Consider the following 16,035-nt stretch of genomic DNA (forward strand, 5'->3'; position numbering starts at 1 on the left):
ACCCCTCCCCGCTATTTACGAGTGTGAGGTGCTTAATAACTATAACAAAGAAATTGCCAAGAAGAAATAAAGCCTAGCTCAAAACCATATTGTTCCGATTATGATTCACCGATTTACGCTTATCAATTAGTCGATTAATCGCATGAACATACGCCTTCGCGCTTGCTTCCAGAATATCTGTTGATACGCCGCGGCCTTGTACGGAAATCTCACCTTGACGCATAACAAGATGAACCTCGCCAAGCGCATCCTTGCCATGTGAAATCGACTTAATCGTATAATCTTCGAGTTCGATTTCTTCACCCGTCGCTTTATCAATCGCTTTAAAGATCGAATCAACTGAACCGTTGCCGATTGCAGCTTCTTCAATGATTTGCCCATCCTCGGACTGAATGCGAACCGTTGCCGTAGGCACAGACTGTGTTCCGTAAGAAATTTGGAATGCGTCAAGCACATAAACCTCAGGTGTTGTAATCAGCTTCTCTTCCACTATAACACGAAGATCCTCGTCAACAACATCCTTCTTCTTATCCGCAAGATCCTTGAACTTCTTAAAAGCGGCATTCACTTGCTCATCTGATAATGAATACCCTAGATCAATTAGTTTTTCACGGAATGCATGACGTCCCGAATGCTTGCCAAGTACCAGCTTGCTCTCTTTAAGCCCGATTGTCTCAGGGGTCATAATCTCATAAGTCGTCTTTTCTTTCAGCATACCATCTTGATGAATGCCTGATTCATGCGCGAAGGCATTTGCACCAACTATCGCTTTATTGCCAGGAACGACCATTCCAGTTAACTTGCTGACTAAGCGTGAAGTCCGTGCAATCTCATTGAGCACAAGCGAGGTTTTGGCACCAAAGAATTCTGATCTCGTCTCAAGTGCAAGCGCAACCTCTTCAAGCGCAGTGTTCCCCGCGCGCTCTCCAATTCCATTGATTGTCCCTTCCACTTGATCCGCTCCGCCCATAATGGCTGCAAGCGCATTAACCGTAGCCATTCCAAGATCATCATGACAATGAGCGCTAAGCTGAATTTTATACGCATCAGGAACGGTTTCTTTCACTGTTTTAAAAATATTACCATACTCAAATGGCGATAAATAGCCGACTGTATCTGGTAAATTAACGACTGTTGCGCCAGCACGAATCGCCATATCCGTTACTTGGCAGATGAAATCCAGCTCAGTACGACCAGCATCCTCTAATGAGAATTCCAACTTGTCAAAATAGCGCCGTCCATATTTAATCGCTGCTTCTGCTGTTTCAAGTACCTGTTCCTTACTCATACGCAGCTTGTGCTGTCTATGAATAGGAGAAGTGGCTAGAAAAATATGCAAGCATGCATCCTGACTCTGCTTTAATGCTTCGCGAGCTGCATCGATGTCCTTCTCGTTCGAACGGGCAAGAGCAACAATCGTTGCATTTCGCACAGCTTGTGCGACAGCAGCTACGCTCTCCAAGTCACCAGCCGAGGCTGCAGGGAAGCCTGCTTCAATTCGGTCAATACCAAGCTTCTCGAGTTGTAAGCCAATCTCCACCTTCTCATGCACATTAAGGTTAACACCTGGAGATTGCTCTCCATCTCTAAGGGTTGTATCGAATATATAGATTTTCCTCATGCTGACACCTCCTATATCTGTAAAATCAGAGGAAATGAATTCGCCATTTACCGTAGCAAACCCATTTCCTCCTGAGTAATCCTTGTTATCTAAAATAGAATATTAGAATGGCTTATTTCTTAATCCAATGCATCATATCGCGAAGACCTGCGCCAACTGTTTCAAGCGGATGCTCGGACTCTTTGCGACGCTTAGAATGTAGGAAAGCTCCATTTGTTTGTTCAAGGATGAAGTTGCGAGCAAATTTACCTTCTTGAATATCAGTAAGAACTTGCTTCATTTCTTTCTTCGTTTCTTCTGTGATAATACGAGGACCCGTTACATAATCACCATACTCAGCTGTATTGGAGATCGAGCTGCGCATGCTGGATAAGCCGCCTTCATACATCATGTCAACGATTAGCTTAAGCTCATGTAAGCACTCGAAGTATGCGATTTCTGGTTGGTAGCCAGCTTCGATCAAAGTTTCAAAACCAGCTTTAACTAGCTCGCTTGTACCACCGCAAAGAACAGCTTGTTCACCGAACAAATCAGTCTCTGTCTCTTCACGGAATGTAGTTTCGATTACACCCGCACGAGTGGAACCGATACCCTTCGCATAAGCAAGACCAAGTGCATATGCGTTGCCAGTAGCATCTTGTTCAACAGCGATAAGCGCTGGAACACCAAAGCCTTCAACATAAGTACGACGAACCATATGTCCTGGTGATTTAGGAGCGATCATGAATACGTCAAGATCAGCAGATGGAACGATCTGTCCAAAGTTTACATTGAAACCGTGGGAGAACATAATTGCCGCGCCTTTTTTAAGGTTAGGCTCAATCATTTCTTTATAGATTCTAGCTTGCGCTTCATCAGGCATTAGAATTTGTACAACATCAGCGCGACGAGTTGCCTCATCAACTGTAAGCACTTCAAAACCATCATTCTCAGCTGTCGTCCAGGACTTACCAGGGCGAAGACCAATTACTACATTTAACCCGCTATCACGAAGGTTTTGCGCTTGCGCATGTCCTTGTGAACCATAACCGATAATTGCAATTGTTTTGCCTTTCAAAATTGCTAGATCTGCGTCTTTTTCATAGTACATTTTTGCCATTGTATAATTCCTCCTCAAAGTATAAAACAGTATGATTTTATTTAACGACCCTTGAGCGGGCATTTCAACGGATTACCGCATTACATTACTAGATTGTAATCATTCCAAAAGTACAATCATTTGTACTTTTATCAGCTGTATGTTCCGTTCAAAGACCCGTTCAAGAGTCTTCATTATAAATTGATTCTAGCGAACTGAACCACGAATCATCGCTGTAACGCCAGTTCGTGATAACTCTCTGATGCCATATGGAGTAAGAAGCTCCACCATCGCATCAATTTTCTCCGGATCTCCAACAACCTGAACGATCAGGGAAGCTGGACCGATATCGACTACTGAAGCACGGAAAGTCTCGATTACACTCAGAATCTCTGGTCGCATCGTCGGCTCTGCATTGACCTTGATTAAGGCAAGCTCACGAGAAACCATTGGATTGGAGCTTAGATCAACAACTTTAATGACATCAATTAATTTATATAGCTGTTTAGAGATCTGCTCCAGATTCTTGTCATCACCTTGGGTTACAATGACCATCCGTGATAGACCTGTTTCTTCTGATTCACCTACTGTAATGCTTTCAATGTTAAACCCTCTGCGGCCAAATAGCCCTGATACACGCTGCAAAACACCTGGCTGATTATTAACAAGAATGGATATTGTATGTCGACGTATCATCATCATTTCTCATCCCCCAATAACATCTCACTAAGTGTGCAGCCTTGTGTAACCATTGGGTACACATTCTCATTCTTCCGAACAACGAATTCAATAACGACTGGTCCCGGTGTATCAAGTGCTTCCTGCCATTTTTGCTGTGCTTCCTCTTTATTCGTTGCTCTTAGTCCCTTAACACCATATGCTTCTGCTAGCTTGACAAAGTCAGGACTGCCTGCCAAATCAATATGGCTGTAGCGATTATCATAAATGATCTCTTGCCATTGTCTTACCATTCCAAGCACTTGATTGTTAATGATCACAACTTTGACTGGAATATTGTTGATCGCACAGATCGCTAATTCTTGCGCACACATTTGCATGCCGCCATCACCATTGATGGATACAACCAGCTTGTCGGGATTCCCCATCTGAGCACCGATCGCTGAAGGGAAACCAAAGCCCATCGTACCTAGACCACCAGAGGAAACGAACGAACGTGGATTTTGGAATCGATAGTATTGCGCAGTCCACATTTGATGTTGGCCTACATCCGTTGTAATGATCGCTTCGCCTTTAGTGGTATCATTGATCATTTGAATAACGTATTGCGGCTTAAGCTCTTCCTCTGAATCTTCATATGCAAGTGGGAATTCCGCTTTGTTCGTTTGCACTGTTTTAATCCACTTTGCTGAATTAGCTGGCGTCGCTTTGGTGTTCGCATAACTTAGAACAGCCTTTACATCACCAACTACAGGAATATCCGTGTGAACATTCTTACCGATCTCTGCCGGATCTACATCGATATGTGCAATGATTTTCGCTTTAGGCGCAAATCCTTCCAGTTTCATCGTAACGCGATCATCAAATCTGGAACCAATGGAAATCAGCAGGTCAGCATCCTGTATCGCCATATTCGCTGTATATGTGCCGTGCATACCCGGCATTCCGAGCCATAGTTCGTGCCCACTTGGGAAGCCGCTTAGACCAAGGAAGGTTGTCGTTACTGGAATTTGTGTTTTGTTTACAAATTCAATCAATTGCTCGCTTGCATCAGCATATACAACCCCGCCACCAGCAATGATGACTGGACGTTCAGCTTTCTCGATCGCTTTGATTAAGCGATCCACCTGCAGCTTATTCGGATTAACCGTAGGGTTGTATCCGCGAAGATTCACTTCATTAACAGGTTCAAACATCGCCTTCTGTGCCGATACATCCTTCGGAATATCAATGAGTACTGGACCTTTCCGTCCGGTATTCGCAATATGGAAGGCTTCGTGGATAACTCTTGGCAGCTCATTCACATCGCGAACAAGATAGCTGTGCTTTGTAATCGGCATTGTAATACCTGTGATGTCCGCTTCTTGGAAAGCATCCGTTCCGATCAATGTTGTCGCAACGTTCCCAGTTATGATAACGAGTGGTACGGAATCCATGTAAGCTGTCGCAATACCAGTGACTAGGTTAGTTGCCCCCGGACCTGATGTTGCGATGCAAACGCCGACCTTTCCTGTTGATCTGGCATAACCATCAGCTGCATGAATTGCGCCTTGTTCATGTCGTGTCAACAAATGCTTAAAGTCTGAGAAGCCATAAAGCGCGTCGTAAATGTAAAGAACTGCTCCGCCTGGATAACCAAAGACGCAATCAACACCCTCCAAAACTAAAGAACGTAATAAAATTTCTGAACCTGTAATTAATTCTGGCTGTTTCCATTTTTCCAATAATATCTCTGTTGATTTGTGTGGTGCTGTGTCAACGTTCATGTGAATCCTCCTCTCAAATAATAAATCGAGTTAAGTTCTAGAATACTAAAAAACCCTTTCATCCCGTAGACACACGATATGTGTGTAACGGGACGAAAGGGATAAGCTTCCGTGGTACCACCCAGCTTTATTAAGTGTCTCACAACACCTAAACTCAGCAGGTTTGAGTTGATTCAAACCTAAGCACTTTAACGTGTGCTAATCCGATTCTCCCTAATAGGTTGATCTGAGATAAGATCTTCTTTTCAGGAAAATGGCTCCGAGGTGAGCTCGTTGTAAGGGTTTAAGGCAATGGTTTCAGCTAATCCATCACTCTCTGAGCATAAGAGCCCTTATCACTTCGTCCTCTTCATAGCCGATTACGATTGTTCACTTGGCTGTGATTTAAAGAATATTATATTCGCGGCACTCAGTATAGTCAATACTATTATTTAAAGTTTCAAAATATAAATGAATTGAACCAACGATTATGCACCATAGTGATTGTTGTAATTAGGATAGTGATTATCCTTCTTGGCAGCTGTAATCATTAAGACAATTGCCGATGCAATATGCATGAACATCCCTACAACAGGTATCCATCCGATAACAGAAGTAATAATCCCCAAGATGCTGCCTGCTTTCGCGTTATTCTCCTTCGCGCTTAATACAAGCGTAATAATATGCAAGATAAACATAATGAATAACGGTGTCCAGCTAAGCGAAATAATAAACGCTCCCCCAATTAGCGGAATTCCTAAAAACGCCTCCATCGCTCCTGTTACCCATTTCATTACACGTGCAGATCCCATTCTCATTCCTCCAAATTGTTACATTTTTCTTACAAATAAACTATCATATAAATCCAAATCCGTAAATCATTTAATCAAAATAATTTCATCAAATCTTCATGATTCCCTTAAATTTATATGATAATATGGAATTATAGATTTAGATTAAGTCTAAATTTAATATTAATCTAACTAATTTATTTTTCAAGAATAAATGGTTAGAACTTACGGCACCGACAGAACATAAGAGGAAGATAATCTGCAGTGCTCAAAAATGGGATAAGCCCTACCCATACCCAAAATAACATGAAAAGAGGATGATGGATATGACAATCACTACAACAAGCAAAACTTTGGAACAGGTATTGAATACGCAAATCGCTAACTGGCAATTACTTTACACCAAATTGCACAATTTCCATTGGTATGTCAAAGGAAATCATTTTTTCACCCTTCATGCTAAATTTGAAGAATTATATCAAGAGGCCGGCGAACATGTGGATGAGCTTGCAGAGAGACTGCTAGCGATCAAAGGCAAGCCCGCTGCAACAATGGCTGAATATCTAAAGCTTGCTTCCATCAAAGAAGCAGCCTACAACGAGAATGCCAATCAAATGGTCACTGCAATCGTAAATGATTTCAAAACGATCATGCAAGAGCTAAAAGAAGGCATGGAGATTGCTGGAGCTGCTGAAGATGAAGCGACATCTGATATGCTTCTCGGCATTCTAAGTGGACTAGACAAGCATGTATGGATGCTCGAAGCCTTCTTGGGATAGTCATCAGATAGCAAGAAGAAACGCACCGCCTCTAAGGACGGTGCGTTTTTTGACACGAATGATATAAATTCTAGAATACCAAAAAAGCTTTCCTTCAGGTAGAAATCATCTACTTAAAGGAAAGCTTTTTAACTCTCGCGACCAATATGATCGCGAGAGATTATATTCGCTAATTTATGCGTTCACTTTTGCTCTAGCTGCAGTTGCAAGATCTGCAAATGCTTTTGCATCGTTAACTGCGATATCAGCTAACATTTTGCGGTTAACTTCGATACCAGCAAGTTTAAGACCATGCATCATTGTGGAGTAAGTCATACCATTAATGCGAGCTGCCGCGTTGATACGAGTGATCCACAGTCTGCGGAAGTCACGTTTCTTTTGACGACGGTCACGGTATGCATACATAAAGGATTTCATTACTTGCTCATTAGCTGTTTTAAACAGGCGGTGTTTAGAGCCGAAATAACCCTTTGCTAATTTTAGAACTTTTTTATGACGACGACGGTTAGTAAATCCGCCCTTGACTCTTGCCATAGTAAATACCTCCTAGATATGATTGAATATACGTCCTTAAACAAGGAACTTATTATAGGTTAGAAAGGGATTGCTTTAAGCGTTTAACGTCACCAGCAGCCATTACTGGGTGTCCAGCTAGGTTACGCTTTTGGCGTCCTGATTTGTGTGAAAGCAAGTGGTTTCTGTAAGCTTTAAATCTTTTAACTTTACCAGTGCCCGTAATTTTGACACGGTCTTTTAGCGAGCTATGTGTTTTCATCTTTGGCATAGTGGAAATCCTCCTAAAAAATAATTTATGACGTTTTTGGTGTCAAAATCATGATCATCGAACGGCCTTCTAACTTCGGTGTACGTTCCATGGTGGAGACTTCAGCAGTTTCTGCTGCTAAACGCTCAAGTACCTTCCTGCCGATTTCGGCATGGGCAATTTCACGTCCGCGGAAACGAACTGATGCTTTGACTTTGTCCCCATCTTTCAAAAATTTAATCGCATTGCGCAGCTTCGTTTGGAAATCATGCTCATCAATTGTCGCACTGAGGCGGATTTCTTTAATATCCACGACCTTTTGGTTCTTGCGAGCTTCTTTATCTTTTTTCTGCTGCTCATAACGAAATTTTCCATAATCCATAATGCGACAAACTGGCGGTTTAGCCGTTGGTGCCACATTAACCAAATCAAGGTTAGCTTCGAGCGCCATTTGCATAGCTTCACGAGTCAGTTTGATGCCGAGCTGTTCACCGTCAGCACCAATCAAGCGTACTTCCTTGACACGAATTTCATCGTTAATCATATGTTCTTTACTAATAGCTTGTCACCTCCGAAGATGATCCGTTAATCGGCCTTCCAATAAAAAAGGGATGTGTGCATTAATGCCCACATCCCATCGATCACATTCTAACATGACATTACATGTAAAAGAAAGATCTTCATTAAACCAGCCAACGGATGTCGGACAGGTGAGAAGCGGGCGCCTCTGCTTGCGAAGTTTAATATTTATTACCTGAATAATATATCACATGGTATTCGTTAAAGTCAAGCATCAACTTAATTTATATTTATCTCTAATATTACGCAACCCGAACACCGACAACTTCGTAAGAAATAAGGAATTATTCAAACGAAAGGAGTCACAGGTGCATGAACATTTTTGATAATGAGCCCAAACAGCAGCCACAAAGACCTCAGATGCCTCAAATGCCCAAATTGCCAAAGGGGATGGGTAAAGCCGTAATCATCGGTGCTGTTCTTCTCGCTGTTATTGGACTCGGCTCTACAACGTTCTACACTGTGCAAGAGCAGGAACGCGCAGCCATTATGACTTTTGGAAAGTTTACAGGTGAAGAAAAGGCGGGGCTACATTTTAAACTGCCATATCCAATTCAGGATGTCATTAAAGTACCAGCAGAAATCACACAGCGCATACATATTGGCTATATCGAGAAGAACGGCAAGGATATCTCCGAAGAGGGCGAGTCGCTTATGATTACAGGAGATGAGAATATCGTATCCGCCGATGCAGTAGTCGAATGGAAGATCGGTAATATCGAAAAATATTTATACAATATTGAGGAGCCCGAGCTATTCTTGCGCAATGCCTCAATCGCTGCTATTCGAACGGTCATTGGTTCAACAAAATTGGATTCCGCAATTACGGATGGTAAAACTGAGGTCCAGATTAAAGTAAAAGAAAAGCTTGATGAATTAAATAATCTGTACGACACAGGAATTCTCATCCAGGATATTAAATTCCAAGATATCGAGCCTCCTGAAGGTGAAGTATCCAACGCTTTTAAAGAAGTAACCAACGCTCGAGAAGAAAAGAATACCAAAATTAATAACGCCAAGAAATATGAGAATGACATCATTCCTAAAGCTCGAGGTGAAGCACAAGCTATTCTTGAGAACGCAGAAGCCGTTAAAAAATCGAGAATATTGAACGCTCAAGGTGATGTGGCGAAGTTCAATGCGGTTCAGCAGGAATATGCCAAGAGCCCAAGCATCACAGAGAATCGACTCATTCTAGAAACACTTGAGAAAATATTACCGAATGCCAAAATCATTATCAGTGACAATAACGACAGCACGGTGAAGTACTTCCCAGTTAATGATTTGCTAAAAGGCTCTGCGAAGGGAGCGACGACTACCCCATGAGTAAGTGGATAACGAGCATTATAGGAGCTATTGTTGTTATTATTCTAGCCGTAGGCTCACTCTTTATTGTTAATCAAGGCGAGTACAAAGTTGTCATGAAATTCGGAGAATTCGTTCGCGTATATGACAAACCAGGCTTGCATTTTAAGATTCCATTCATCGAAACAACGGCATCTATGCCTAAATATCAGAAAGTATATAACAGTAATCCAACACAGATCTTAACTAAAGATAAGAAACCAATTCTAGTTGATAACTATACCGTTTGGCGTATTAATGACCCGGGAAAATTCCTAAGAACGCTCAAAACAGTTTCTTATGGTGAATCACGAATTGATGCAGCTGTGTACAACGTTGTTCGTAGAAAGCTTTCCGAAATTGAATATGGCAATATCATCAGTGAAAATACAAGTCGAGGCAATTTAAATGATGAAATTACAAAAGAAGTTGCCCTGCAATTAGAAAAAAGCAATTTCGGCATTGAGGTTGTAGATGTGCGTATTAAACGTACGGACTTGCCTGATGAGAATAAGCAAAGTGTATACAACCGTATGATTACAGACAGACAGTCCATTGCAGCAAGCTACTTATCCGAAGGTGACGAGGAATCTCGCAAGATTACATCCAAAGCAGATCGCGAAGCGACTGAGCTGAAAGCACAAGCTGAAGCGGATGCCAAGAAGATCATTGCAGAAGGCGAGCAGGAAGCAGCTAAAATTTACAATGATGCCTATGGCAAGGACCCTGGATTCTATCAGCTTTATCGTACACTTGAGAGTTATTTGACGACATTTAAAGGGGAGCCGGTTATTATGATGCCAATCGACTCGCCGTACACGAAAATTTTGATGGGTCAGAAGTGATTATTGTTATAATAGAATGCTGAAACTCCGAGCAGAAATAATGGATTCCAATAGCTGTCCTCATTTCGTAATCTGATTAGATTTTAAGGAATTTACGAAATTCGAAAGGCTACCGTTCCACTTTTACATCCATTATTTCTCTCTCCGTTTCATGCTATTACAACAATTAACCCCTCTTCCCCGCTCAAAAGTTTCGTGGGTTATATAAGAAAGAGAAGAACCCCGCAGAAGTCTGCGGGGTTTTGTATATGTATCAGTCACTAATGTTAATGACTGACTTATTCTTTATTAGCTTGCCTGTTTGCTGTGCACGTCTTCGAGACGGATAACGCGAGTGTGTTGTGTGTGACTCCATTGCTTGTTGTTCTGTGTGAAGAAAGCGTAGAACGTTACAGGCCACCAAGACAGCAGGAACACCACAAACGACGCTAGGTTAAGGAACATCTTCTTCGGTGCTTTCTCCAGTAGAAGCGCCACTGGGAATTGTGCGTAAATCAATATGGTGAGTACATTAAACAGCACAGGAGCCTCAATATAGAGTGATGGTAAATACGAGCTTCCTGGTAGTAAGATATCGATCCATAATACGACGGTCATGATTGAACCTAAGAATAGGTTATAGACATTGACTGCATATAGCGCTGAATCAATTTTGGTCCAGCTCCGTTCTTTAATTCCCTGCCATAATAGAGGGAAGAAATAACGGCGTGCAACGTCAAAATGCCCCTGCATCCAGCGAAGTCTTTGCTTACAGGATGCTTTTAGGCCAAGTGGCTTCTCATCGTAAACCTTCGCCTCATAGCTCATCGTTGGATAGATTCCACGCTGTACACAGCGCATGGTGAATTCCAAATCCTCTACAAGCGAAGTTGCTCCCCAACCCATTTCCTTTAGAAGAGTCGAGTCAAAGCACATCCCTGTTCCACCCAGGTAGTTAGCCATACCTAGATTACGGCGCGGCATCTGCCATAGACGGTTACAATACCAATAAGAGATGGCATATGCAGAAGTAATCCAAGAGTCTGATGGGTTCTTCGTATCCAAGTAGCCTTGAATCACTCTGGAACCATTGCATAGCTCGTTGTTCATGTGCTGCAAGAAATCTGGACTAACCAAATTATCAGCATCCAAAATGACAATTCCATCATAGGAACTAGGATGTTGCCATAGCTCCTTGAGCATCCATTCAATTGCATAACCTTTGCCTCTTAGTTGATCATTGTGACGTTCACATGCATACACACCCATTTTACGAGCAATATTTGCTGTACCATCCGTACAATTATCTGCGATTACAAAGATGTCATACTTGTCCTTCGGGTAACTCAACTTCTTCAAGTTATCGATTAAAGCTCCGACAACTTGTTCCTCATTGTGAGCAGCAATTAATACTGCAAATGTTTTTTGCGGTGCATGTGATTTAACCTTCTTCGGAGTGCGATAGCCAAAAAAAGCCAATACCAATTGGTACGCTCCGATCAATGCCAAAACTACTTGCGCCGCCAGTATAAACTGGTCTAGCATAAGTGGATCCCCCTTTAAATTCTCCTATCGAAATTTTTTCTCTCTTTAAAATTTCTCTTTAGCGAATGGTGTCGATTTTTTATCTATGTCTACATCGACCCACACTATTATAATGCACTGTTATACAAGTTACAAATCTTCTTTCATTAAATTTTTCAAATAAAACCTGTCGGATACCACCTCACCTCCTTCTCTTATCTAGACGTGTGAACTTCGGCACATGTTGCAATATAGATATAAAAAAGGTAATGTAGATTTAATTAAACTGGGTACAAGGTTAGGTGAAATCAGCTTGCGTAAAAAAAGGATCCTCTTACTATCTGAAGGGTTCGGCGCCGGACACACCCAAGCGGCTCAAGCATTATCGGTTTCTCTGCGACAATATTATCCGGGACTCACAACGCGAGTGATAGAGCTTGGCGCTTTTTTGCACCCAACTCTTTTTCCATGGATATTTAATGCTTATCGCAGAACCGTCTCGACTAAGCCACACTTATACGGAAAGCTATATCGATTTCAGTATATGAAGTCACTTAATCCGCTAACCCAATTGGCACTTCACCGGATTTTATATAGTCAAACTGATGAAGTCATTCGGCAACTAAGACCTGATGTGATTGTTTGCACACATCCATTTCCGAACCTAGTCGTTTCCAGACTGAAGAAGTCTGGACTTTCAATCCCGCTCTGCACGGTTATAACAGATTATGATGCTCACGGCACCTGGGTGAGTTCAGAAGTTAATCGTTATATGGTCTCAACAGCAGAGGTGAAGCAAAAGCTCGTAAATCGCGGCATTCCTGCTGATCGAATACAAATAACCGGCATACCTATTCATCCTTCCTTCTGGCAGCACAATAACCGTGAAGAAATTAGGTTGCAATATGGGCTTAAAAGGATGCCAACTGTACTCGTGATGGGTGGTGGCTGGGGATTATTCGATAACGATCTTTTTATGGACGATCTAATCAAATGGCGTGAACATATTCAGTTAATTATTTGCTTAGGACGTAATGAGCGAACATTACAACAATTATCAAATGATCCGCGGTTCCAGCATCCACATATCAAATTGCTTGGCTTTACCAAAGAAATTGATAAGCTCATGGACGTCTCCCATTTGCTCATTACCAAACCAGGCGGCATTACGTGTACAGAAGGATTAGTTAAAGGAATTCCAATGCTATTCTACAAACCGATTCCTGGACAAGAGGAAGAGAATATGCAATATTTTCTCGATCAAGGCTTTGGTGAACCGATAATTTCAGGTCAAACCATTGATGTTCGCATGCGTCAGATGATCCTGGAATTTGCTTCCGATCAGGAAATTGACGGTATTCGCCCATCCCTTCAGAGTAATCCAGATGACAACTACGACCCTAGGAGTTGTTCTCAAGCCATCATAGAACTCTTAAATTAAACGAGAAAGAGTAGTGCTTTTATATATATGCACTACTCCTTTTGCGTACATCTATGTTTTATTTACGTCCTTTAAGCTCTGCAAGATGAGCTTCAAGTACCTTCTCTCCAATTACTACCTCACAGCGATGAATATTGACCCCTCTCGATGAGAACTTCATTTCGTATTCTGTCATGATATGCTCAGGATTCGGTCCATCCTCATGTAGATTTAACGAAATATTGCGCATACGAAGCCCCATATCCGCAAAGGAATTAAGAGAGAACTCGAATAAGCTCTGCGAATCGGTCTTAAAATGAATTTCTCCCCACTCATTCAGAATGTCGGTATATTTATGAAGGAAGCCTGCATGTGTTAAACGTCTGCGGGCATGTTTGTTCTTAGGCCAAGGATCACTGAAATTGAGGTAAACACGCTGCAATTCATCTGGCGCAAAAATTTCCTCAATTTTCTCGATATTCCATATAACAAGTCTGATATTACTTACATCGCAAGTTCCATCCTCTAACGTATGTGCCTCACGAGCCTTCTCGCTGGATCTGCGAATAAGCTCATCGTACATATCAATTCCGATGTAATTGATATTCGGATTTAATCGGCTATGTTCGCTGATAAATCTACCTTTCCCCATACCAAGCTCAGCATAAATCGGATTATCGTTGCCGAAAACCTCATGCCATTTGCCTTTATATTGCTGTGGATTAAGAATAACAAGATCCGTTTGGCTTTCAATGTTTTCGCGAATCCCTTTTCTGCCTCTTAGTCGCATATATATCCTCCTCAAAACAATAAGTCCCCATGTTGGAATAACATGCTTCATGATAGACGATTACTTCAAAAAAATCAAAGGAAACTGCAATACCCCTACCCAATAAGGGCAGAGGTATTGTTTTCTAACACATTACTCGTTTTACTTGTCCTGCTAATTAACGATTTTTTTCACGGTTGCGACCGCCCATACCAGCTAGGCCTAATAGGCCAAGCAATCCTAACCAGCCCCAGTTAAAGCCAGTAGTGGTATTAGCGGCGCGAACGGTACGTCTATTCGCATTATTGGTCGAGTATGGATTAACACTGTTTGGCGTAGTGGTATATGGAGTTACACCACTAGGAGTTACACCACTAGGAGCATTGTATGGAGCTACCCCTGTATTGTATGGGCGCATACCATTATTGTAATTGGTTTGCGGCGTTACGCCAGTCGGATTCGGCGTTGTACCAGTATTCATCATATTGGTCGTGCCAGTTCTTACGTCATTCACCATATTTCTTGTACCTTGTGTAACATCATTGACAACATTGCCTGTCATTGTTCCCACATCATTCACCATTCTGCCTGGTGTCGTTGTAGCTGCTGGCGCATTATAAGCGGCTGCGGTTGTTTCAGCAAGTGCTGCACTTGAAATACTCAGTGCTGCAGTTAAAGCTAAAGCTGTTGCGGTTACGCGAAACTTGTTCATTCCTCTTGTCCCCTTTCGGTATGTTAAAATGGAGTAATAATCATGCTTTCTTAGCATTACCGATTTAGTGAATTTCAAATACGGGAAATAGAGGCTTCTCGTTCAATGTGAAATTAGGCTACAATATAAATGCTGTTTGAAGAGCGAATAACAAGGAGAATGAAACATGGAGCAAACATACGTAACGACTCCGCGCTTATGGGGAGATAAACGTTTTCATACATGGAATTATGAAATGCGTGAACAATTTGGAACTAAAGTGTTCAAGGTGATGCTGGACGCAGGATTCACCTGTCCGAACCGAGATGGAAATATTGCCATTGGCGGCTGTACCTTCTGCTCTGCCCGCGGTTCTGGCGATTTTGCTGGCTCTAGACGAGATGATTTGGTTACGCAGTTTAATAAGGTGCGTGATCTGCAACACCAGAAATGGCCCGATGCGAAATATATTGGCTATTTTCAAGCCTACACAAACACTTATGCGCCAGTTGAAAGGTTAAAAGAATATTTTGAAGTTATCCTTGAGCAGCCGGGCGTAGTCGGCTTGTCAATTGCTACTCGCCCAGATTGCTTGCCTGACGATGTGGTTGAATATTTAGCTGATTTAAATAAACGTACTTATCTATGGATCGAGATGGGCTTGCAAACGATTCATGACCAAACATCCGATCTGATTAACCGTGCGCACGACACCCAGTGCTACATTGACGCAGTGGCCAAGCTGCGTAAACACGGAATTCGTGTTTGCACACACATTATTTTTGGCTTGCCTCAGGAAACACACGAGATGATGCTTGAGACAGCGCGTGCGGTTGGGCAAATGGACGTACAAGGCATTAAGATTCATTTGCTTCACCTTATGCGCAAAACTCCAATGGTTAAACAATACAATGCAGGTCTGCTTCAGTTCTTGGAAAAAGACGAATATGTAAATTTAGTCGTAGATGCGTTAGAAATGCTGCCACCAGAAATGATCGTTCATCGATTGACAGGCGATGCTCCGCGTGATTTGCTCATCGGCCCTATGTGGAGTCTTAAGAAGTGGGAAGTGTTGAACGCATTCGATGCTGAATTGCGTAGACGTGATACATGGCAAGGTAAAAAATGGGTGGGTAACACACCTAGCAGTCATGAGGAGGTGTAGGCTCACATGGGCTTCCTGTCAGTACTCAGCATGGCGCAATCGCTCGTGAAAGAGCGCGTCCAGGTGGGAGAGACAGTCATCGATGCGACTGTCGGCAATGGGGTTGACACGCAGTTTCTACTGCGTGTCGTCGGCGTCAAAGGCCGCGTGTATGGCTTTGACGTGCAAGCGGCGGCGCTGGAAAGCGCAGCCCAGCGCCTATCCACCGAGCCCGCGGCGGGCTCGGTCACACTCACGCTCCGCAGTCACGATGCAATGGAAGCG

17 protein-coding genes are annotated in these 16,035 nt (G+C 42.5%); 6 read left to right on the top strand and 11 right to left on the bottom strand.

The window, feature by feature from the left end:
• Positions 1-73: 73 nt before the first annotated feature.
• The 5 genes from E0485_RS19480 to E0485_RS19500 all read right to left on the bottom strand — a co-directional run bounded on the left by E0485_RS19480 (position 74) and on the right by E0485_RS19500 (position 5,934).
• Positions 74-1,621, bottom strand: coding sequence for a 2-isopropylmalate synthase (locus E0485_RS19480; protein WP_132419744.1), 1,548 nt, complete (start codon positions 1,619-1,621; stop codon positions 74-76).
• Positions 1,622-1,733: 112 nt separating this feature from the next.
• A complete protein-coding gene (gene ilvC / locus E0485_RS19485) occupies positions 1,734-2,711 on the bottom strand; it encodes a ketol-acid reductoisomerase (RefSeq protein ID WP_132419760.1) in 978 nt (325 codons plus the stop codon).
• 195 nt (positions 2,712-2,906) lie between these two features.
• Positions 2,907-3,395 carry an acetolactate synthase small subunit gene (gene ilvN, locus E0485_RS19490; RefSeq protein ID WP_132419761.1) on the bottom strand — a complete coding sequence of 163 codons (489 nt, stop codon included), beginning with the start codon at positions 3,393-3,395 and terminating at the stop codon, positions 2,907-2,909.
• A 2-nt stretch (positions 3,396-3,397) separates the two neighbouring features.
• Positions 3,398-5,143 carry a biosynthetic-type acetolactate synthase large subunit gene (gene ilvB, locus E0485_RS19495; RefSeq protein WP_132419745.1) on the bottom strand — a complete coding sequence of 582 codons (1,746 nt, stop codon included), beginning with the start codon at positions 5,141-5,143 and terminating at the stop codon, positions 3,398-3,400.
• A gap of 467 nt (positions 5,144-5,610) precedes the next feature.
• Positions 5,611-5,934, bottom strand: coding sequence for a hypothetical protein (locus tag E0485_RS19500; protein WP_132419746.1), 324 nt, complete (start codon positions 5,932-5,934; stop codon positions 5,611-5,613).
• A 299-nt stretch (positions 5,935-6,233) separates the two neighbouring features.
• Between E0485_RS19500 and E0485_RS19505 the strand changes: the two genes are divergently transcribed.
• Positions 6,234-6,692, top strand: coding sequence for a Dps family protein (locus tag E0485_RS19505; RefSeq protein ID WP_132419762.1), 459 nt, complete (start codon positions 6,234-6,236; stop codon positions 6,690-6,692).
• A 174-nt stretch (positions 6,693-6,866) separates the two neighbouring features.
• Here E0485_RS19505 and rplT read toward each other — a convergent pair whose 3' ends face one another.
• The 3 genes from rplT to infC are packed head-to-tail and all read right to left on the bottom strand — an operon-like array spanning position 6,867 to position 7,999.
• Positions 6,867-7,226 (bottom strand): 50S ribosomal protein L20, encoded by a 360-nt coding sequence (rplT, locus tag E0485_RS19510; RefSeq protein ID WP_132419747.1) that lies wholly within the window; start codon positions 7,224-7,226, stop codon positions 6,867-6,869.
• A gap of 52 nt (positions 7,227-7,278) precedes the next feature.
• Positions 7,279-7,476, bottom strand: coding sequence for a 50S ribosomal protein L35 (gene rpmI, locus E0485_RS19515; RefSeq protein ID WP_132419748.1), 198 nt, complete (start codon positions 7,474-7,476; stop codon positions 7,279-7,281).
• 25 nt (positions 7,477-7,501) lie between these two features.
• Positions 7,502-7,999, bottom strand: coding sequence for a translation initiation factor IF-3 (gene infC, locus E0485_RS19520; RefSeq protein WP_132419749.1), 498 nt, complete (start codon positions 7,997-7,999; stop codon positions 7,502-7,504).
• Between the two features lie 347 nt (positions 8,000-8,346).
• Here infC and hflK point away from each other — a divergent pair, with 347 nt between their 5' ends.
• Both hflK and hflC read left to right on the top strand, forming a co-directional pair.
• Positions 8,347-9,360, top strand: coding sequence for an FtsH protease activity modulator HflK (gene hflK, locus E0485_RS19525; protein ID WP_235857641.1), 1,014 nt, complete (start codon positions 8,347-8,349; stop codon positions 9,358-9,360).
• Positions 9,357-10,223 (top strand): protease modulator HflC, encoded by an 867-nt coding sequence (gene hflC, locus E0485_RS19530; protein ID WP_132419750.1) that lies wholly within the window; start codon positions 9,357-9,359, stop codon positions 10,221-10,223. The genes hflK and hflC overlap by 4 nt, the downstream gene beginning before the upstream one ends.
• A 288-nt stretch (positions 10,224-10,511) precedes the next feature.
• Here hflC and E0485_RS19535 read toward each other — a convergent pair whose 3' ends face one another.
• Entirely contained in the window at positions 10,512-11,747 is a 1,236-nt protein-coding gene (locus E0485_RS19535; protein ID WP_132419751.1) for a glycosyltransferase family 2 protein, read from the bottom strand.
• Positions 11,748-12,039: 292 nt separating this feature from the next.
• Between E0485_RS19535 and E0485_RS19540 the strand changes: the two genes are divergently transcribed.
• Positions 12,040-13,167, top strand: coding sequence for an MGDG synthase family glycosyltransferase (locus E0485_RS19540; protein ID WP_235857642.1), 1,128 nt, complete (start codon positions 12,040-12,042; stop codon positions 13,165-13,167).
• Between the two features lie 58 nt (positions 13,168-13,225).
• On the opposite strand, the gene trmB is transcribed toward E0485_RS19540, so the two are convergent.
• Together trmB and E0485_RS19550 are read right to left on the bottom strand one after the other, a co-directional pair.
• Entirely contained in the window at positions 13,226-13,936 is a 711-nt protein-coding gene (gene trmB / locus E0485_RS19545; protein WP_132419753.1) for a tRNA (guanosine(46)-N7)-methyltransferase TrmB, read from the bottom strand.
• A 157-nt stretch (positions 13,937-14,093) separates the two neighbouring features.
• The gene (locus E0485_RS19550) at positions 14,094-14,627 is read right to left on the bottom strand and encodes a hypothetical protein (protein WP_132419754.1); all 534 of its coding nucleotides are present in this window, start codon (positions 14,625-14,627) and stop codon (positions 14,094-14,096) included.
• A 166-nt stretch (positions 14,628-14,793) separates the two neighbouring features.
• Between E0485_RS19550 and E0485_RS19555 the strand changes: the two genes are divergently transcribed.
• Positions 14,794-15,771 carry a TIGR01212 family radical SAM protein gene (locus E0485_RS19555; protein WP_132419755.1) on the top strand — a complete coding sequence of 326 codons (978 nt, stop codon included), beginning with the start codon at positions 14,794-14,796 and terminating at the stop codon, positions 15,769-15,771.
• Between the two features lie 6 nt (positions 15,772-15,777).
• The coding region (locus E0485_RS19560) for a class I SAM-dependent methyltransferase (protein WP_132419756.1) at positions 15,778-16,035 on the top strand (258 nt) is incomplete at its 3' end.

It is taken from the genome of Paenibacillus albiflavus, assembly GCF_004344915.1.
Classification (GTDB): domain Bacteria; phylum Bacillota; class Bacilli; order Paenibacillales; family NBRC-103111; genus Paenibacillus_AM; species Paenibacillus_AM albiflavus.